17 protein-coding genes are annotated in these 16,650 nt (G+C 74.8%); 7 read left to right on the top strand and 10 right to left on the bottom strand.

Going from position 1 to position 16,650, the window contains the following annotated elements:
- Positions 1 to 6 precede the first annotated feature (6 nt).
- The 3 genes from BUE45_RS19160 to BUE45_RS19150 are packed head-to-tail and all read right to left on the bottom strand — an operon-like array spanning position 7 to position 2,293.
- Entirely contained in the window at positions 7 to 774 is a 768-nt protein-coding gene (locus tag BUE45_RS19160) for a hypothetical protein (RefSeq protein ID WP_073380738.1), read from the bottom strand.
- Positions 771 to 1,559 (bottom strand): ABC transporter permease, encoded by a 789-nt coding sequence (locus BUE45_RS33890; RefSeq protein WP_073380737.1) that lies wholly within the window; start codon positions 1,557 to 1,559, stop codon positions 771 to 773. The genes BUE45_RS19160 and BUE45_RS33890 overlap by 4 nt, the downstream gene beginning before the upstream one ends.
- Positions 1,556 to 2,293: an ABC transporter ATP-binding protein gene (locus BUE45_RS19150; RefSeq protein WP_073380736.1), complete on the bottom strand. Its 738-nt coding sequence runs from the start codon at positions 2,291 to 2,293 to the stop codon at positions 1,556 to 1,558. Before BUE45_RS19150 ends, BUE45_RS33890 begins: the two co-directional genes overlap by 4 nt.
- 133 nt (positions 2,294 to 2,426) lie before the next feature.
- Between BUE45_RS19150 and BUE45_RS19145 the strand changes: the two genes are divergently transcribed.
- Positions 2,427 to 3,359, top strand: a complete 933-nt coding sequence (locus tag BUE45_RS19145) for a sensor histidine kinase (RefSeq protein ID WP_084737514.1) — start codon at positions 2,427 to 2,429, stop codon at positions 3,357 to 3,359.
- Complete coding sequence (locus tag BUE45_RS19140; protein WP_073380735.1) at positions 3,356 to 4,042, top strand: response regulator; 687 nt, start codon at positions 3,356 to 3,358, stop codon at positions 4,040 to 4,042. The genes BUE45_RS19145 and BUE45_RS19140 overlap by 4 nt, the downstream gene beginning before the upstream one ends.
- A gap of 25 nt (positions 4,043 to 4,067) precedes the next feature.
- Here the strand turns inward: BUE45_RS19140 and BUE45_RS19135 are convergent, their stop codons facing one another.
- Entirely contained in the window at positions 4,068 to 5,222 is a 1,155-nt protein-coding gene (locus BUE45_RS19135; protein WP_073380734.1) for an FHA domain-containing protein, read from the bottom strand.
- Positions 5,223 to 5,356: 134 nt separating this feature from the next.
- Between BUE45_RS19135 and BUE45_RS19130 the strand changes: the two genes are divergently transcribed.
- Positions 5,357 to 5,794 carry an NUDIX domain-containing protein gene (locus BUE45_RS19130; protein ID WP_178378581.1) on the top strand — a complete coding sequence of 146 codons (438 nt, stop codon included), beginning with the start codon at positions 5,357 to 5,359 and terminating at the stop codon, positions 5,792 to 5,794.
- A gap of 16 nt (positions 5,795 to 5,810) precedes the next feature.
- Here BUE45_RS19130 and BUE45_RS19125 read toward each other — a convergent pair whose 3' ends face one another.
- Positions 5,811 to 6,656, bottom strand: a complete 846-nt coding sequence (locus BUE45_RS19125) for a DUF1206 domain-containing protein (RefSeq protein ID WP_084737509.1) — start codon at positions 6,654 to 6,656, stop codon at positions 5,811 to 5,813.
- A gap of 295 nt (positions 6,657 to 6,951) precedes the next feature.
- Here BUE45_RS19125 and BUE45_RS19120 point away from each other — a divergent pair, with 295 nt between their 5' ends.
- From BUE45_RS19120 to BUE45_RS19110, 3 genes are all read left to right on the top strand, one after another.
- Positions 6,952 to 7,581, top strand: coding sequence for an RNA polymerase sigma factor (locus BUE45_RS19120; RefSeq protein WP_218619569.1), 630 nt, complete (start codon positions 6,952 to 6,954; stop codon positions 7,579 to 7,581).
- Complete coding sequence (locus tag BUE45_RS19115; protein WP_073380731.1) at positions 7,581 to 8,606, top strand: CU044_5270 family protein; 1,026 nt, start codon at positions 7,581 to 7,583, stop codon at positions 8,604 to 8,606. Before BUE45_RS19120 ends, BUE45_RS19115 begins: the two co-directional genes overlap by 1 nt.
- Before the next feature lie 418 nt (positions 8,607 to 9,024).
- The gene (locus BUE45_RS19110) at positions 9,025 to 10,248 is read left to right on the top strand and encodes a DUF418 domain-containing protein (protein WP_143173413.1); all 1,224 of its coding nucleotides are present in this window, start codon (positions 9,025 to 9,027) and stop codon (positions 10,246 to 10,248) included.
- A gap of 42 nt (positions 10,249 to 10,290) precedes the next feature.
- Here the strand turns inward: BUE45_RS19110 and BUE45_RS19105 are convergent, their stop codons facing one another.
- Positions 10,291 to 10,851, bottom strand: a complete 561-nt coding sequence (locus BUE45_RS19105) for a nuclear transport factor 2 family protein (protein WP_073380730.1) — start codon at positions 10,849 to 10,851, stop codon at positions 10,291 to 10,293.
- 78 nt (positions 10,852 to 10,929) lie between these two features.
- On the bottom strand, positions 10,930 to 11,265 hold the full coding sequence (locus BUE45_RS19100; RefSeq protein WP_073380729.1) for a hypothetical protein: 336 nt from the start codon (positions 11,263 to 11,265) through the stop codon (positions 10,930 to 10,932).
- 158 nt (positions 11,266 to 11,423) lie between these two features.
- Here BUE45_RS19100 and BUE45_RS19095 point away from each other — a divergent pair, with 158 nt between their 5' ends.
- On the top strand, positions 11,424 to 12,221 hold the full coding sequence (locus BUE45_RS19095) for a helix-turn-helix transcriptional regulator (protein WP_073380728.1): 798 nt from the start codon (positions 11,424 to 11,426) through the stop codon (positions 12,219 to 12,221).
- 172 nt (positions 12,222 to 12,393) lie between these two features.
- Here the strand turns inward: BUE45_RS19095 and BUE45_RS19090 are convergent, their stop codons facing one another.
- From BUE45_RS19090 to BUE45_RS19080, 3 genes are all read right to left on the bottom strand, one after another.
- Positions 12,394 to 14,694 (bottom strand): hypothetical protein, encoded by a 2,301-nt coding sequence (locus tag BUE45_RS19090; protein WP_143173412.1) that lies wholly within the window; start codon positions 14,692 to 14,694, stop codon positions 12,394 to 12,396.
- Between the two features lie 148 nt (positions 14,695 to 14,842).
- Positions 14,843 to 15,367, bottom strand: a complete 525-nt coding sequence (locus BUE45_RS19085) for a GNAT family N-acetyltransferase (RefSeq protein ID WP_073380726.1) — start codon at positions 15,365 to 15,367, stop codon at positions 14,843 to 14,845.
- Between the two features lie 305 nt (positions 15,368 to 15,672).
- Positions 15,673 to 16,332, bottom strand: coding sequence for a DUF6357 family protein (locus BUE45_RS19080; RefSeq protein WP_073380725.1), 660 nt, complete (start codon positions 16,330 to 16,332; stop codon positions 15,673 to 15,675).
- Positions 16,333 to 16,650: the final 318 nt, after the last annotated feature.

Genomic DNA, 16,650 nt, shown 5'->3' with positions numbered 1-16,650 from the left:
CCCGGCTCAGGCGTCGGCGCGTGCGAACCGGACCGCGGCGGCGCAGCCGACCAGCGCGGTCCAGCCCAGTAGCACCAGCGCGCCCGTCCCCGCGGTGAGCACGGTGTCGGCCGGATCGTAGAGCAGCGCCCCCGCCCGGTCCGGGAGCCAGCGCGCGTGCTCGGTGAGCCCGCCCAGCAGCGGCGAGGCGATCAGCACCAGGGACAGCACCCCCACCAGGGCCGGGACCAGGTGGCGCAGCGCCAGCGCGACGGCGTGGGAGAACAGGCCGACCAGCGCCAGGTAGGCGACCGCCCCCGGGGCGGTCCAGGGCTCCGCCGCCTCCCGCACGGGCCCCGCCTCCAGGAGGAGCCGGACGGCGGCGGCCGACGCCGTCGCCGCGCCCACCGTCGCCGCCGCGGTCAGCGCCGACGCGACCAGCGCCGCCGCGGTCTTGGCCGCCAGCAGCAGCGCGCGGTCCGGGACCGCGGCCAGGGTCGTGCGGACCTGCACGCCCTCGTACTCGTGGGCGACGGCCAGCACCCCGACCAGCACCAGGCCCGCCTGCACGTACGGGACCGCCCGGACCAGCGCGGCGACCGCGGACACGGACTCCCCCGCGTCGACGGCCGACCACGCCAGGGCCGCGGAGACCACGGCGCCGGCCCCGGCCGTGGCGAGGACCGCGGCGACGGCGGACGGCAGAGTGGCGAGCTTGGCGAGTTCGGCGGCGGTGGCGCGGAGCAGGCGCGCCGCCGGGCGCGCCGGGGCGCGCACGGCCGCGGCCGGGCTCACGCGTCCCGCCGCGCGAACACCGCGGCGGCCACCGCCAGCAGGCCCGCCGTCCACACCGCCATCACGATCGCACCCGGCACCGTGTCCAGCCCGCCCTCGACGGTCCCCAGCCCGCCGAACAGCCGGCGGCCCGCCATGTCGGGCAGCCAGTGCGCCAGCGGGGTCACGTTCGTCAGCAGCAGCGAGAACGAGACCAGGGAGCTGTTCACGGTGAGCAGCACCAGCGGGACGATCCCGCTGCGGGTGAACACGGTGACGGCGAAGGCGATCAGCCCCGTGAGAGTCCAGTACAGCGCCGCCCCCAGGAAGCGGTGCAGCATCTCCTGCGGGCCGACGGTCTCGGGTGCGGCGTCGCCGACGACCAGGCGGGCGATGAGGACGCAGACGGGGATCGTCACCGCCGCCGTGGCGGCGACGGCCAGCACCACGGTCAGGGCCTTGGCCAGCAGCAGGCGCAGCCGGTGCGGGGAGGCGGCCAGCGTGGCGGTGATCTGGCGGCCCCCGCCCGCGTCGGCGCTGTTGGCGGTGTACTCGCTGCTCATCACGGTCACGCCCAGGACGACCGCGCCGACGGTGCCCAGCGGCACCGCCGCGTAGCCGAGTTCGAAGGGGGAGGTGAGGGACCCCGGCTCGGCGCGCCCGGCGTCGAGGGCGACCCGGGCGGAGACGGAGTTGAGCACCGTGACCAGGCTCGAACCCAGCAGCGCCACGGCCGCGGCCACGCCGCTCGCGGGCAGGGTGGCGGCCTTGCGCAGCTCGGCGGCGAAGGTGTTCCCGGGGCTCATCGCCCGGCCTCCTCCGCGCCGCCGGCACCGCCGGGGCCCGCGGCCCCGGTGAGGGAGAAGAAGGCGTCCTCCAGGCTCGGGTGCCCCGCAGTGACCTCGTCCAGCGTCCCGCGCGCGGCGATCCGGCCGCCAGCGATCACCACGAGGTCGTCGGCGATCCCGGCGACCTCGCCCATGAGGTGGCTGGACAGCAGCACCGTGCCCCCGGCGTCCGCGTGCCCGCGCAGCAGGCCGCGCATCCAGCGGATGCCCTCCGGGTCCAGGCCGTTGACCGGTTCGTCCAGCACCAGGGCCTCGGGCTCCCCCAGCAGCGCGGCGGCCAGGCCCAGGCGCTGCCCCATGCCCAGGGAGTACCGGCCGACCCTCCGGCGCCCGGCGTCGGCCAGGCCGACGCGTTCCAGCACCTCACCGACGCGGCCGCGGGGGATGCCGTTGCTGCGGGCGACCCACGCCACATGGGCGCGGGCCGTACGGGAGCGGTGCGCGCCGGAGCCGTCGAGCATGGAGCCGACCGTGCGCAGCGGGTCGCGCAGGCTCCGGTAGGGGCGGCCGCCGACCAGGGCGGTGCCGCCGTCGGCCCGGTCGAGGCCGAGCAGGACGCGCAGGGTCGAGGACTTGCCCGCGCCGTTGGGGCCCAGGAACGCCGTCACCCGGCCGGGGCGGGCCTCGAAGCCGACCCCGTCCAGGACGAGGCGCCCGCCCCGGCGCTTGGTGAGCTGTTCGATCGTGATCATGCCCGCCATTCCAGCGGCCGGGCCGGGCCCTGCCATCGGACCGGGGTCGGGTCCTGTCCGGGCGGGATCGGCCCCGGGTCCCTCCGACCGTGGTCGGATGTGCGGCGGCCCCGGAAAACCTAGACTCGGCCGGATGGAACCGACAGCGCGGGCCGCCCGGCCGGGTGACGTCACGGGGGCCGCGGTCGCGCACGCCGCGGACCGGCCCGTGCTGCGCTCCCGCGCGGGGGCGCTCGCCGCCGTCCTGCTGGCCCTGCTCGCCCTGGTCATGCTCACCACCGGCGCGGAGCCGCGCGCCCTCGCGGTCTCGGGGGCGGGTGCCGTCGCCCTGGCCGCCGCGGCGGTGATCGTGTGGGCCCTGCTGTACTCGCGGCGGCAGCGGCGCGCCCACGAGGACGCGCTGACCGTGTGGGCGGCCGAGCGCGCCGCCCAGGCCGAGCGGCTGCGCATCGCCCGCGACCTGCACGACCTCGCCTCCCACGGGCTCGGGCTGATCACGGTGCGCGCGGCCGCCGCGCGCACCACCGCCCCGGGGCCGGGCGGGGAGGCCGAGCGGGCGCGGGCTCTGGCCGACATCGAGCGGGCCGGCCGGGAGGCCACCGCCGAGCTGCGCCGCATGCTCACGGTGCTGCGGACCCCGGGAGAGGAGTCCGAACCGGCCCGGCTGCGACCGGCCGAGACCCTGCGCGACCTGCCCGCCCTGGTGTCGGCCGCCCGCGACGGCGGGGTCAGTGCCGCCCTGGACCTGGGCGAGGCCGGTGCCGTGTCCGCGGGCGCGCAGCTCACCGTGTGCGCCGTCGTGCGGGAGGGGCTGGCCAACACCGCCCGCCACGCGGGCCCGGTGGCCGCCCGCGTCACCGTGCGACACGAGGGCGGGACGGTGGCGGTCACGGTCGAGGACGACGGGCCGGCGCCGGGCTGGCGGCCCCAGCCGGGCACCGGCCAGGGGCTGACCGGCCTGCGCGAACGCCTCGCCCTGCTCGGCGGCGCGCTGGCGGCGGGCCCCCGGTCCTCCGGCCCCGGCTTCCGGCTGACCGCGACCGTCCCGGACGGCGGGGACCGGTGACCGGCCCGGTCCGCGTGCTCGTCGCGGACGACCAGCCGCTCATCCGCCACAGCCTGCGGCTGGTCATCGACGGCGCCCCGGGCCTGGCCGTGGCGGGCGAGGCCGGCACCGGGGAGGGCGCGTTCGAACGGGCCCTGGCACTGCGCCCGGACGTCGTGCTCATGGACATCCGCATGCCGGGCGGCGACGGCATCGAGGCGACCCGGCGCATCACCGGCCACCCGGACCTGGCCGCCACCCGCGTCCTGGTGCTCAGCATGTTCGAGCTGGACGAGTACGTGCGCGCCGCGCTGGGCGCGGGGGCGAGCGGGTTCCTGCTCAAGGACGCCGAGCCCGCCCGGCTGGTGGACGCCGTCGCGCGCACCCACGCGGGCGAGTCGCTGTTCGCCCCGGACATCCTCGGCCGGTTCGTGGCCCACTACCTGGAACGGCCCGCGCCACCGGCGGCACGGGGGCCGCGGGTGCTCACCGGCCGGGAGACGGAGGTGCTCACCCTGGTGGGGCGCGGACTGTCCAACCACGACATCGCGGCGGCGCTGACCATCTCCATCGGCACCGTCAAGACCCACATCGGGAACCTGCTCGCCAAGCTGCACGCCCGCGACCGGGCGCAGCTCGTCATCGCGGCCTACGAGCACGGCCTCGTGTCCGCCCGCTCCCGGGACCGGGACCGGCGCGGCTGAGCGGGGCGGGCGCCCGGGACCGGCGTCACCCGCCGCCGTCGGCGGGCGCCTCCCCGGCGCCGGTCCCCCGGGCCCGCCGCGCGGCGGCCTGCCAGGCGCGGACCGGCTCCGGCGGGTACCGGCGGGCGCCGCGGGTCAGGGCGACCGCCGAGACCAGCTCGACCACGTCGTTGACGACCAGGACCCGGGGCCGGGACCCGCCGAGCCGCCGGAGGTCGACGGAGCCGCGGACGCGCAGGTAGGTGCCCTTCGCGCTGAGGTTGCGGACCAGGGCCTCACCGTCGCGCACCGTCACCTCCAGGTGGGCCCGGCTGACCCGGGCCGCCACGTCGGGGGGCAGGTGCGGGTGGAGGGGGATGCCGCCCTCCCCCGGGGCGCGCCCCACGACGACCGCGCCCTCCCGGTCCAGGGTGAACCGGTGCACGCACTCCCCGTCGACCAGCAGCTTCAGCTCCACGAGGGAGGCGCGGGGCCCCTCGTCGACCAGGTCCGCGCCGTGCTCCTCGCAGACGGGCCGGCCCCCGCGCAGCTCCGGAACCCGGTCCGGGGCGCCCCGGTCGCGGCCGTACAGGGCACAGCGCCGCCGGGGGCACCGCCAGGACCGCTGGAGCGCGCGGACCAGGGGCAGCCGCTCCCCGTCCGGGAGCGGCCGGGGTGCCCCGGGGCCGGGCTCGCCCGCCCGCGGGGGCCGCGCGCCGGGGGCGTGCACGCCCATGTCCCGGCGCCGCACGGAGACGCCCCCGCCGGACCGGCGGCGCACGCCGAGGAAGCGCCCGGTGTCCCCCTGGATCCAGGGGAACAGCTCCCGGTGCTCCTCGAACCCGTCGTCGGAGACCACCGGCAGGCCGGTCAGCTCGGCGAGTTCCAGCAGGGCCCCGCCCGCGTCGGGGAACTCCGCCACCAGCCCGCGGCCGACCCAGTCCGCCAGCAGCCGCGGGTGCTCCGCCGAGGGGTAGCCCCCGGCCGGACCGCCCAGGTCCGGGCGCGCCACGGCGTGGACCCGCACCCGCCGGTCGCCGGTGCGGCGGACCAGCGCCTCGACCACCGGGCCCAGGCGGTCCAGCGAGCGCGGGTGCGGTCCGCCGAAGCGGTCGTCGCACACCACGCCGGACAGGTCCACCAGGGCGTCGGCCGAGGCGGGGTCCGGTTCCAGGTGCTCCTGGGCCTCGCGGGCGTTCACGGCTCTCCGAGTGTTTCGTTGGCGGGATCCGGGAATTCTAGGCGTTCCCACCGTCGAAATCGCTTTCTGGCCGTACCAGGCCATCCCGCCCGCGGCACGGGCGGGCGGCCCTCCCCGGCGGCTAGGGTCCGGTCATGGACGTACGGGTGACCGGCCTGCTGGTGGAGGACGGAAAGGTCCTGGTCCTGGACCAGGACACCGGCGGCCCGCGCCGCTGGAGCCTGCCCGGGGGGCGGGTCGAGGAGGGCGAGCCGCTGCGGGACGCGCTGGTGCGCGAGATGCGCGAGGAAACGGGGCTGGAGGTCGAGGTGGACCGGCTCCTGTACGTGTGCGACCGCATCGGCCCCGGCCGGGGCCCGCACGTCGTCCACATGACCTTCGAGGTGCGGCGGACCGGGGGGACGCTCGGCGCCGGCGGCGCGCCCGACACCCGGCCCATCCGGGGCGTCGCCTTCGCGGGGACCGGCGACCTGGTCGGCCTCGGCTTCGGCGCGCGGTTCGCGCGGCTGGTGGAGGAGGGCTTCCCCGGGGCGGGCTCCTATGCGGGCCCCGTATCGGCCATCGGCCTGTGACCGGTCCCCGCGCGGGTCAGTCGCGCTGCCAGCGGGCCTGGCAGAAGCAGAAGGCGCCGTACAGGACCACGCCGGCGGCGACCGCGACCAGCGCGTAGGGCCCGGCGGCGGTCTCGGAGAAGGAGCGCAGGACCCCGTCCAGCCCCTGCGCCTCGTCCTCGTCGAAGGTCCACGCGGCCTGGATGAAGAAGGCCCCGGCGGTGCCCAGGACCAGGCCGTGGGTGGTGATGCCCGCGGTCCCGGTCCACACGACCGCCGTGCGCACGGCGCGGGAGGCGCCGTTGAAGGCGAGGTCGCGGGTGAACCGCCGGGTCACGCCCTTCCAGACCTGGTAGCCGCCCACGCCGATGACGGCGAGGCCGACCAGGGCCACCACCCAGCGGCCGAACGGCAGCGACATCAGCTGTGCGGTGAGCGACTCGGCCTGCCCGTCCTGGCTCCGCGGGGAGCCCTGGCCGAGCAGGAAGGTGACGATGGTCGAGGTCAGCACGGCGCAGGTGAGGGCCTGCGCAGCGGCGGCGGCCCGCTTCCCGGCCCGGCTCTTCACCAGCAGTGCGAGCAGGGCCTGCCACACGGTGAGGGCGCCCAGCCCGGCGGCGACCACCCACAGGACGACCATCCCCGCGTCGCCCTGGGCGATGAGCTGGAGGGCGCCGCTGTTGTCGGCCTCCCGGCCGCCGGAGTCGCCGAAGGCGATCCGCAGGGCGAGGTAGCCGATGGTGAGGTAGATGAGGCCCTTGGCGGCGTACCCGAGGCCCGCCAGGAACCGGAGCGGTCTGCTGCGCGCCGCCCGCCGTCCGGCGCGCTCGCCGTCCGACTTCGCCCTGCGCGCCGAGCGCCGTGCCTTCGAGGAACCCTTCATGGCGCACCATTGCCCCGTTAAAAACGGAGAAAACTACACCAAAAGGACATCCACCTCATCGGTCCAGGTCAGCACGGGTACGCCCGGACCCAGGCCCGCACCCGCGCACGGCCGCCGGACGGCTTCCGGGGTCCCTCCGACCCGGGGCCGGGGCGCCCGCTCCCCCACCCCCGGTGTCCGCAGCCCCGCTGTCGTCTGATGGGGTCGGGGCCTACGGGAACGGGGCGGGGTCACGACATACCCGTCCACGCGGACGGCGAACGCGCACCGCCGCGCCGGACAGAAGACAGGTGTGATGACACACTCGCGCTCACGCGTCCGCGACGGCGATCCCGCGGCGTTCTCCGAGCTCTTCGACGAACACGCCCGCTCGGTCTACAACCACGCCTGGCGTCTGACCGCCGACAGGTCCACGGCCGAGGACGTCATGTCGGCGACCTTCCTGGAGGCGTGGCGCCTGCACTCCCGCGTCGAGCCCGAGGGCGGCTCGCTCCGGCCCTGGCTGCTCGGCATCGCCACGAACGTCGCCCGCAACCACATGCGCGGCAACCGCCGCTACCGTGCCACGGTCACCGCCGCCACGGCCCACGCCCGCTCCGAACCCGACCACGCGGAGTCGGTCGCGGAGCGCCTCGACGACGCGGTGTCCCTGCACCGCGTTCTGCGCCTCCTGTCGCGGCTCAGCCGCAAGGAGCGCGAGGTGCTCACCCTGTGTCTGTGGGAGGAAATCGAGCACACCGAGGTGGCCAAAACACTCGGCATACCCGTGGGAACCGTGCGTTCTCGCCTGCACAGGGCCCGGAAACGCCTCCGGAAAGCCCTGGACGAGGAAGAAATTTTCATAGAAACGGAACGCACACCCCTCGCCGGACAGACAACAGGTGACCGGGCAACGCCGGTCCGGCTCACTCTGAAGGAGTCTTGATGAACACGGACGCACACGACCGCCGACCGGTCGCGTGGACCCAGGCGGAACGCCTCCTGGCCACCGTGGAACACGACCTCCCCGAGGGCCGCCGCCAGCACCACAAGGAGCGTTTGATGGCCCGCATCCACGACACCTCCCCCTCTCCGGCCCGCCGTCCGCTGCTGCGCCGCCCCGCCTTCGTCGTCCCGGCCGCCCTGGCGACCGTCGGCGCACTGTCCGCTGGGGCCCTCCTGCTCACCGGCCCCGACACCGGCGGCACCCCCGCGGACGCCGGCCTGACCACGGCCATCGGCACCGTCACGTCGACGGACGCCGCCCCGTTCCTGACCGAGATCTCCCTGGCCGCGGCCGAGGCCTCCGACGAACACCCCGCGCCGGACCAGTACGTGTACACCGAGACCGTGACCGCGGGGATCGTCCCCACCTACGAGGACGGCGAAATCGAGATGCGCCCCCACGGGCCCGGCACCCGCCGGTCTTGGACCTCCCCCGACGGCGAGGAGGCCTGGTACACGGACGACAGCTCCCCGGAGGGGAGCTTCATCGACAACACCGATGTCGAGGTGGGCATCCTCTACCCCTCGGACGAGTTCCTGCGGACCCTGACCACCGACCCCGAGGAGCTGCTGGCCCTCGTCTACGAGGCCACCGAGGGCATGGGCAACAGCCCGGACCAGCAGGCCTTCGACCAGCTCGGATCGCTGCTGGTGGAGTCGCGCCCCTCTCCGGAGCTGACCTCGGCCGTCTACCGGGCGGTCGCGCTCATCCCCGACGTGCAGCTGGTGGACAGCGCCGTCGACGCCGCCGGACGCGAGGGGGTGGCGGTCACCCACCTGGACGAGCGCTCCGGCCTGCGCTCGGAGTGGATCTTCGACGAGGACACCGACCGGTTCCTGGGCTCCCGCACCGTCGTGGCCGAGGACAAGGGCGATGAAGGCTACGAGGTGGGCATGGTCCTGTCCACCTCCGCGGTCACGGACTCGGGTATCGCCGATGAGATCGGCGAGATCCCCGCGGGCTGACCGCCGCTTTGAGCGCCCCCGGGCCGGACGCGTCCGGTCCGGGGGCTCGTCCGGCCCGAATCCGCGGCGGCCCCTGGGCGTTACGGGGGCGTGCGGGGGCCGCGCCGTGTCCGACAGCCCCGGCCCCCGTGGCCCGCTCCCTCTCCGGGCGCCCCGCACGCCGATCCGGCAGCGGCGCACACGCCCTCCCGGGAGGCGGGCCCGCCCGCCGCCGCGTGGCCCCGGCCCGCGTCCACGGGTCGTGCGGCTCCCCGGGGCGGAGCGGTCCCGACCACAGGAGTCCCCGGCCGCCGGACGCGGCGCGGTGCCGCACACGGGGCGGGGGCGACCGATGGACCCCGGAGCTGCGACTTTCGTCGGCAGACCCGGAACGCCCGTCCGATGCGCGCCGCCGATCGGACTCACTAGCGTCGCGTTCATGCCCGGTTCCCGTGAAGACGCGTCCACGCCCCCTCGACCCGCGGGCGGACAGGCCGCACCGACACCCGCCGCGGAGCGCCTGCTGGCCCCGGACCTGGCGCGGGGGATGATGCTGCTGCTCATCGCCCTGGCCCACTCCCGGATGCTGCACGCCGGCGGCAACGCGTTCACCGAGCCCGCGGGCGGCACCGCGCTGGACGTCGCCGTCCAGTGGCTGCTGACGTCGTTCGTCGACGCGCGCTCCGCCCCGCTGTTCGGGCTGCTGTTCGGCTACGGCCTCGTGCAGATGACCCGGCGCCGTTCCGGTCCCGGCGGGGACCCGGCGGCGGCGCGGCGGCTGATCCGCCGGCGCGGGGCCTGGCTGGTCGTGTTCGGCGCCGCCCACGTCGTCCTGCTCTACGGCGGGGACGTGATCGGCGCCTACGGCATGTTCTCCCTGCTGCTCGCCGGGGCGGTGGCCTGGTCCGGCCGCCGGCTGTGGACGATCGCCGCGGTCACCCTGGCGGTCGGCGTCGTGCTCTCCGTGCTGCTCCAGATCGCCGCCGGGATGGGCTCCTCCCTGGCGGTGGGGCCCACCCTCCTGGACAGCGCGCTGCTGCGGGCCATGGCGCTCCCGCTGCTGCCGGTCGCCGCCCTGTCGGTGGCGCCCTCGGCCCTGATCGGCATCTGGGCCGGCCAGGCGCGGATCCTCGAACAGCCCGACCTCTACCGGCCGCTGCTGCGCCGGGTGGTCCTGATCGGGTTCCCGGTGTCGGTGCTGGGGGCGCAGCCCGTCGCCCTCCAGGCCGCGGGCGTGTGGACCCCCGGCACCGCCGGGGCGGACGCCCTCGCCGGGGCGGTGTTCTCCGCGACCGGCATCGCGGGCGGGCTCGCCTTCGCGGCGGCCATCGCGCTCGTGGCCACCCGCATCGGCGACCGGCGCGGCCCGGTGACGAACGCGCTGGTGGCGTGCGGGCGCCGGTCGATGACCTTCTACATCGCCCAGTCGCCGGTGTGGCTGGTGGCCACCGAGCCGTCGCTGCTGAACCTGGGCGGCCAGCTGGGCGCCGCGGCGGCGGCCGGGGTCTCCGCCGCCACCTGGGCGGTCACCGTCGTCATCGCCGGCCTCCTGGGCCGCACGGGGCGGCGCGGACCGGCCGAGGCCCTGCTCCGGCGCCTGACCTACGGGCCCCCGAAACGCCCCCTCGAACCGGCCGGGCCGCAGGCTGGCCCCCGCGCCTGACGGTGACTCCCGCCCCCGGCCCGGTCGGGCCAGGGGCGGGAGTCACCGGCCCGACCGGGCGGAGAGCCGCGGCGAGAACATGCGCCCGACCGCGCGGAGCAGGGACCGGAACTCGGCCCCGTTCGGGCGGACCCCCAGGCCGGCGTACATGAGCGCGTTCCCGTACTCGGCCATGAGGACGATCCGGCCGTCCTCGACGTCGAACCGCGTCACGTAGGTGTTGCGGTAGGGCTGGCCGGTACGGGCGACGACCATGTCGCCGACGCCGTAGAAGTAGAGCTCGCGGCCGTCCGGGGAGAGGCGCCACTCCTGGCCGCGCCACCGCAGCGGATCGAACTTGACGAACAGCGCCCCCGTGTAGGCGAGCACCTCGTCCTTGCCCTTGACGTCGGCGACGCAGATGCCCCGCCTGCGGCCCGCGATGACGTCCGCGACGCCCTCGGGGGTGGTGGCGGCCGTGCCGACGTGCATGAAGAGCTGACGGGCGTCGTCGGCCAGGGTCCGGGACACGGCTTCGATGTCCTTCGCCTCGACGGCGCGGATGAACTCCTGGGCGACGCCGAGTTCGGTGTGGGCGGCGGGGGCGGGCTTCTGGTCGTTCATGACGGTGTCCTCTCGTGGTGTGCTGCGGGTGCGGGGTGTTCTCGGGTGCGGGGTGTTCTGCGGGTGCGGACGCGGTACTCAGGCGTCCCACGACAGCAGGGGCTCGCCGACAGACCGGGGAAGGCCGAAGGACCCGAACCGGGGCGTCCACCAGCGGGTGAACTCGGACTCGTAGGCCAGGAGCCGCTCGGAGAAGTCGGCCACGCCGACGCCCTCGTCGAATTCGAGGTAGACGATGAGTTCGGCGCTGCCGTCGTCGTTGGGCTGGAGCCAGATCCGCTCCCGGTGGTAGCCGATCTCCCGGGCCCGGGCCGCGAGGCCGGGGATGTGGTCCCTGTTCAGGTCGGCGAGGAGGTCCTCGAACTCCCGGACGCGGTTCTCCGGGATCGAGAAGGTCCACGCTGTGCTGGTCATGCCGTCTCCTCTTGGCCGTTGGCGGTCCCGGCGAACCGGGTACGGCCTCGATGATCCGGGGCGCCGGGCGTGGGAAGAAGACCGCGCCGAGCCTGGTACCGGCAGGGCCAGGCTGCCCGCCGCCCGGTGCAGGGCGCGGCGGCGGGGAGAATGGGGGCATGTCGAGCAGCGATCGGACCGAGTTCGGGGAGTACCTGAAGCGGCGCAGGGCCGCGATGAGCCCTCCGGACACCCGGGGAGGTGTGCGGGCGTCCCGTCGGCGGGTCCCGGGGCTGCGCCGCCAGGAGGTGTCCGACATCGCGGGGATCTCCGTGGAGTACTACACGCGCCTCGAACAGGGGAGGGCCCCGCGGCCCTCGCGCGAGATCCTCGCCGCGCTGGCCCGCGCGTTCGGGCTCTCGGACGCCGAGCGCGACCACCTCTTCCGGCTGGGCGGCGAACAGCCGCCGGAACCGGCCTCCCCCGCCTCCGTCATCCGGCCCGGCCTGCTGCGCCTGCTGCGGGGCCTGGACGACACGATGCCGGTCACCGTGCACGACGGGCGGCTCGACCTCCTCGCCCGCAACAGGCCCGCCGAGGAACTGCTCGGGCACCTGACCGGCGACGGCCCGTTCGAGCGCAACATCGCCTACCAGGCCTTCACGACGGACGTGCTGCCGCGCCTGCTCGGCGAAGAGGGCGCGGACCGGTTCCTGCGGGTCGCGGCCTCGGAGCTGCGCGTCGCGCTCAGCCGGTACCCCGGGGACGCCTACCTCCGCGCCCTGCTCGCCGAGCTGACCGAGAACAGCCGGAGTTTTCGCGACCACTGGGAGCACGGGGAGGTCGGCGCCTCGAAGTCCGCGCTCAAGGAGATGCGCCACCCCACCCGGGGCTGGGCCCGCTTCGAGATCGAGGTGCTCCACGACCCGGAGCGGGACCACTGGATCATGCTCTACACGCCCCGGGACGACGCGTAGCCCCGCACCGGCCGGGACGCCGGAGGTGGAGGCGCGGGCACGCCGGCCCCGGCGGGCGCCCCGGCACGGACATCCGCTCCGGGACGCTGACCGGCCCGGCCGCGGTGCCCGGCGCCCCCTCCCGGCGGAAGGGCCGCCGGGCACCGGATCCCCGACCGGGCGCGGCGGGGTCCTAGGCCCCCCACCAGGGGAGCAGGTCCGCGAGCAGGGGGTCCTGCCCCTTCCTGTCCTTGACGCCCTTGGTGAAGTGCTCCGTAGTGATCCCGGCGATCCGCTCGGCGGAGAGGAAGGCGGCGGGGTCGCCCACCAGGGACTCCTTACGGATCTTCTCCCGCATCGCGGAGCCGCACAGCCCGGCGACGCTCCTGGCGGTCCGGGAGAGCACCCCGTCCGTGGCCATGTACGCGGCCTCGTAGAAGGAGGCGTCCTCGTAGAACCCCTCCGACGTCTCGGGCGACAGCTCGGCTCCCTCGTTCAGCAGGCCGAGGACCTTGTACAGGTCCCCCTTGGGGCAGAGCAGCTGGGCGAGGTTGCTGATGTCCACGTCCAGGCAGAGGGGGCCGTCCCCGGCGGGGCCGGTGTGCTCCTGGCGCTCGGAGGGGCGGTCCAACGGTCCCCACTCGTTGGAGTCGCGTGGACCGGAGTTGAAGTTGCGCCCGGAGAAGGACCCCGTGTAGGAGTCGCTGGCCCACCCGTGGTCGAGGAAGACCTTCCAGCTCGCGAACGCGCGGCGGATGACCGCGAACGCCAGGAGGGTGCGCTCCTCCAGGAACGCGACGCGCGCGGCCACCTCCCCCACCGACCCGTACCGGCCGATCTCGCGCACCGTCGTCCCGGCGTACGGGGAGTCGTAACGCTCGACGATGTGCGCGGCGAGTGCGGCGGCCTCCTTCCGGACGGCGTCCCGGACGGACGCGGGCAGGGAGTCCGTGCGGTAGCAGCGGCTGAGTTCGGCCACGTCCAACCGGAGGTGGCCCAGGTCGTAGTCCTGCTTGCCGCCGTCCTTGCTGAACCGCAGGCTCGTCTCCACCGGTGAGGCCGTCACCACCTGGGCCGGGTAGCCGACGGCACGGCCGTCGACGGCCCACAGGAGGTCGGGCATCCGCACCCGGTTGCGCTCCAGGGAGCTGATCTCCACGCAGGCCAGCGCGGCGACGAACCCGTTGTCCTCGCGGAGCCACGCGCTCTCCCGCGCCCAGCCGTGCAGGGTGTTGAAGTTCGCGAAGTCGGTGGCGGCGGCCTCGTCGCCCTCGTAGGCGGACCCGAAGCCGATGTTGCGCCAGCTCCCGGCGTTCTCGTTGTCGGAGTCCCCCTGGGGCGGGTAGGTGAAGGGGAACAGGCCCTCGGCGGTGGGTCCCGCCGTGAACCTCTTCTGGAACGCGCCCACGAACAGGTGCTCCTTGATGCTCGCACCGATGAGGGCCGGGTCGCAGCCGACGCCCTTGGTGCAGAACACGAGGGGCGTGTCCGCGGGTTCCCCAGGGGCCGGAACGAGGGTGAGGAAGTCGTCGCGGCCGTGCGCCTTGGAGCGGTGCAGGTAGATGCCCGGGGAGACGTAGGTGCGGTCGCCGTAGGGGCGGGGGACCACCTCATAGGCCTGGAAGCCGTCCGGGCGGTGCCGGAAGAGGCCGTCCGCCATCCCCAGGCCGCCGGACAGGTGCCGGACCCAGGCGTCGTCCCGGCCGCCGGGCTCGGGGGTGTAGAACCCCCGGTCGCCGTTGTGCAGCGGCGAGACCAGGAACAGGCCCCAGGAGCCGGGGTGGGCCTGGACGCCGTCCGGGACGGCCCGGCCGTCCCACAGGAGCACCTTGCCCAGGGTCACGTGCGCGGCACGGCGCACCCCGGGCAGGCGACCGTCGTTCCAGGCGGGGAAGAGGTCCCCGTGGTCCCGGGCGAACAGGATGCCGGGGTCGCGCCCCAAGAGGTGGGTGTAGAGGGCGCTCTCGCGGGCGGTGAGGGCGGGCAGGGGATCGCCCGGGGCCTGCCGCGGGTTCACGAGGGAGCGGAGCCAGAGGACCTTGAGCACCTCCTCGTAGTCCTGGGAGTCCCCGAGGTCGGCGCCCTGGTGGTGTTCGAGCCAGAGCACCGCCGCGTTGTGCAGGAGGAAGCGGTTCCCGCGGTCGGCGGCCAGGAGCCCGTGCTTGTCCGCGAGGGCGGTCCCGGGCGAGGTGACCTCCGCGAGGAAGGTCCTCCCGATGTCGAGGTAGGCCGCGAAGCCCTTCTGGTAGGCACCCCACTTCTCCGGGTACGCGTCCCGGTACCACGCCCGGTCCTCGGCGAACTCCTTGTGGCGGGTTTCGAAGAGGTACCGGGCGGCCGGAGCGGGGGCCTTAGTATAGGCCTGGTGAAGCTGTGGCTCCTGAACCTTCTCGGTGAAAGAAAAGCCGTACGGGGATTCCTTGAGCCCGTCCAGCACGGCGACCCACTCTTTGTTCTCGGTCGCCCACGCAGAGTACTTTTTGTACCCACCCATTTCTTTCCCTCATTTCAGTCGCCCGACTGGATGAGGAGAAAATTATCACCGCAGGTCAGCAGCCGATATATCCAAAAAGACACATTCCCCTGAGGCGACTTTCAGGCACACCCGAAAAGGGTCGGCAGCGCATCCGACAAAAGGTCGATTACCGGCCATCGAGCGCAGAGAGGTCCATCCGCCACACGTTCGAGCGGATGAAGTGCCCCTTGGGGTACTCGAACTCGCACTCCTCGACGAGCGAGAAGCCGGATTTGCGGCAGACCGCATTCGACGCGCGGTGGTGGACGGAGGGGAAGGCGTACAGCGCGCGGTGTCCGCCCTCGGCTCTCGCCCGGTCGACGACCGCCAGGGTCGCGGCGACCGCCAGGCCGCGTCCCTGGAACTCCGGCAGGATCGCGTAGCCCGTCTCGTAGGCCGGCTCGCCGCCCCACGCATGGTCCCAGAAGCCGGTCGATCCCACGGCGGGACCCCCGGGCTGCGGCACGACCCGGAACATGGTCCCGTTGGCGCCGGGGTCGAGGTAGCGCCGGTGCCGGTCGGCCAGCTGCTCCTCGGTCTCCGGACCACCCAGGTGCGCGGTCATCTCGGGGGTGTTCGCCCTGCGGAGCAGGTCGAGGTCGCCTTCGGACCAGGGTTCGAGGAGCACGCGGGGCGCAGGGGTCGGTGTCATGGCGCCACGGTACGGGCGCGGTCCGACCATCCGGCGGGGAAGGGCCCGGGCCGGGGGCCTTCTCCGACGTGCGGCCCCCGGCGGATCCGCGCAGGCGGGCACGGCCGGGCCGGGAGTCCACTCTCCGGCACACCTCGAAGACGCCCCGCGTCCACCGCACCGGCACGGTCGACCGCACAGGCTCCGGCCACCGCGTGGTCCCGTCTCCCCCGCACGCGAAGAGACCGTGGGGGTCCGGTCCGCACCTCGCCCCGCACCCGCGGCGGGTGCAGCAACGGTATGGCGGGCACCCTCGCAACGCCTGTTCAGGCCCACCGCGCGAATTCGGCGTCGAGGCGCTCTTCGGTGCGCACCCAGACTTCGCCGTCTGCGGCCCCGGGCGGCGCGTCAACGCGTTCGAGGCCCAGGAAGGCGATCAGCTTCAGCAGGACGGCCCGGTCGGCCCGGTCCTCGTCGGCGCCATGGGCGTCGAAGAAGACGTAGTAGCGGTCGCTCGGGTCCACGATCCCCGAATCCGCCCAGATCCGGGCGACTTCCCCGACCGCAGCGGCCTCGGTCGTGATCGCGGCGGCACGGGCGGCACCGCGGGCCTCCGGCGGCATGTCGAGGTCGGCCGGGTCAGAGAACCACTGGCCGAAGCGGTCGAGGCCGGCGTGCCCGTTCTCGAAGAAGAGCATGGCGCTCGGCATATAGCGATTGCCCCCGTCGACCTTGAGGTATTCGACCCGGGGGTTCTCCTTCCCCTTGATCCGCGCTATCAGCCCTCGCCCGGGCATGAGCACCAGGCTTTGGCCGGCCGGTTCGTCCTCGATGGAGTAGGCGTCGGAATCCCGGCCGTGAAAGAACTCGGAGAACGCGACGTACGCCTCCTGGGGGTCTTCCACGGAAACGCGCAGGCCTTCATCGGCACCGTCGCCGGCGCCGAAGACGAACTGTTTCGGTCCCGGGTCGTAGGGGCGGGCCATGTGCTTCTCCTTCGTTCGAGCGCGGTTTCCGCCTCAGCGTAGCCATCCGCCCGGACGTTTCCCCCGGTCACCGCCACAGGGCCTCCAGGCACGAGAGCGGTGGCCGGGGCGCTCCCGCCCCCGTCGGCGAACCGCGGCCGGTTCGACGCCCTCCCGGACCTCGCCGCCCGTCCGCGGGGCGACCTGCCCGCCGAGGTTCCTGTCGCCCCTCCCCGCCCGAGCCGGTACACACCGGAACCCCCACCACACCCGGCACAAAACAGTGGACGCCGACTCCGACCAGATCACCAGAGCCTTGGTGCGCCCCTACCTCGACCT

Source organism: Nocardiopsis flavescens (genome assembly GCF_900141985.1).
GTDB lineage: Bacteria > Actinomycetota > Actinomycetes > Streptosporangiales > Streptosporangiaceae > Nocardiopsis > Nocardiopsis flavescens.
This window is presented reverse-complemented; position numbering and strand designations above follow the sequence as displayed.

What these genes read in the sequence shown, in the direction of transcription:
- BUE45_RS19145 (WP_084737514.1), top strand. Translation starts at nt 2,427, where the DNA reads ATGGAACCGACAGCGCGGGCCGCCCGGCCGGGTGACGTCACGGGGGCC.
- BUE45_RS19095 (WP_073380728.1), top strand. Translation starts at nt 11,424, where the DNA reads ATGTCGAGCAGCGATCGGACCGAGTTCGGGGAGTACCTGAAGCGGCGC.
- BUE45_RS19115 (WP_073380731.1), top strand. Translation starts at nt 7,581, where the DNA reads ATGAACACGGACGCACACGACCGCCGACCGGTCGCGTGGACCCAGGCG.
- BUE45_RS19090 (WP_143173412.1), bottom strand. Translation starts at nt 14,694, where the DNA reads ATGGGTGGGTACAAAAAGTACTCTGCGTGGGCGACCGAGAACAAAGAG.
- BUE45_RS19085 (WP_073380726.1), bottom strand. Translation starts at nt 15,367, where the DNA reads ATGACACCGACCCCTGCGCCCCGCGTGCTCCTCGAACCCTGGTCCGAA.
- BUE45_RS19130 (WP_178378581.1), top strand. Translation starts at nt 5,357, where the DNA reads ATGGACGTACGGGTGACCGGCCTGCTGGTGGAGGACGGAAAGGTCCTG.
- BUE45_RS19100 (WP_073380729.1), bottom strand. Translation starts at nt 11,265, where the DNA reads ATGACCAGCACAGCGTGGACCTTCTCGATCCCGGAGAACCGCGTCCGG.
- BUE45_RS19105 (WP_073380730.1), bottom strand. Translation starts at nt 10,851, where the DNA reads ATGAACGACCAGAAGCCCGCCCCCGCCGCCCACACCGAACTCGGCGTC.
- BUE45_RS33890 (WP_073380737.1), bottom strand. Translation starts at nt 1,559, where the DNA reads ATGAGCCCCGGGAACACCTTCGCCGCCGAGCTGCGCAAGGCCGCCACC.
- BUE45_RS19125 (WP_084737509.1), bottom strand. Translation starts at nt 6,656, where the DNA reads ATGAAGGGTTCCTCGAAGGCACGGCGCTCGGCGCGCAGGGCGAAGTCG.
- BUE45_RS19080 (WP_073380725.1), bottom strand. Translation starts at nt 16,332, where the DNA reads ATGGCCCGCCCCTACGACCCGGGACCGAAACAGTTCGTCTTCGGCGCC.
- BUE45_RS19110 (WP_143173413.1), top strand. Translation starts at nt 9,025, where the DNA reads ATGCCCGGTTCCCGTGAAGACGCGTCCACGCCCCCTCGACCCGCGGGC.
- BUE45_RS19120 (WP_218619569.1), top strand. Translation starts at nt 6,952, where the DNA reads ATGACACACTCGCGCTCACGCGTCCGCGACGGCGATCCCGCGGCGTTC.
- BUE45_RS19150 (WP_073380736.1), bottom strand. Translation starts at nt 2,293, where the DNA reads ATGATCACGATCGAACAGCTCACCAAGCGCCGGGGCGGGCGCCTCGTC.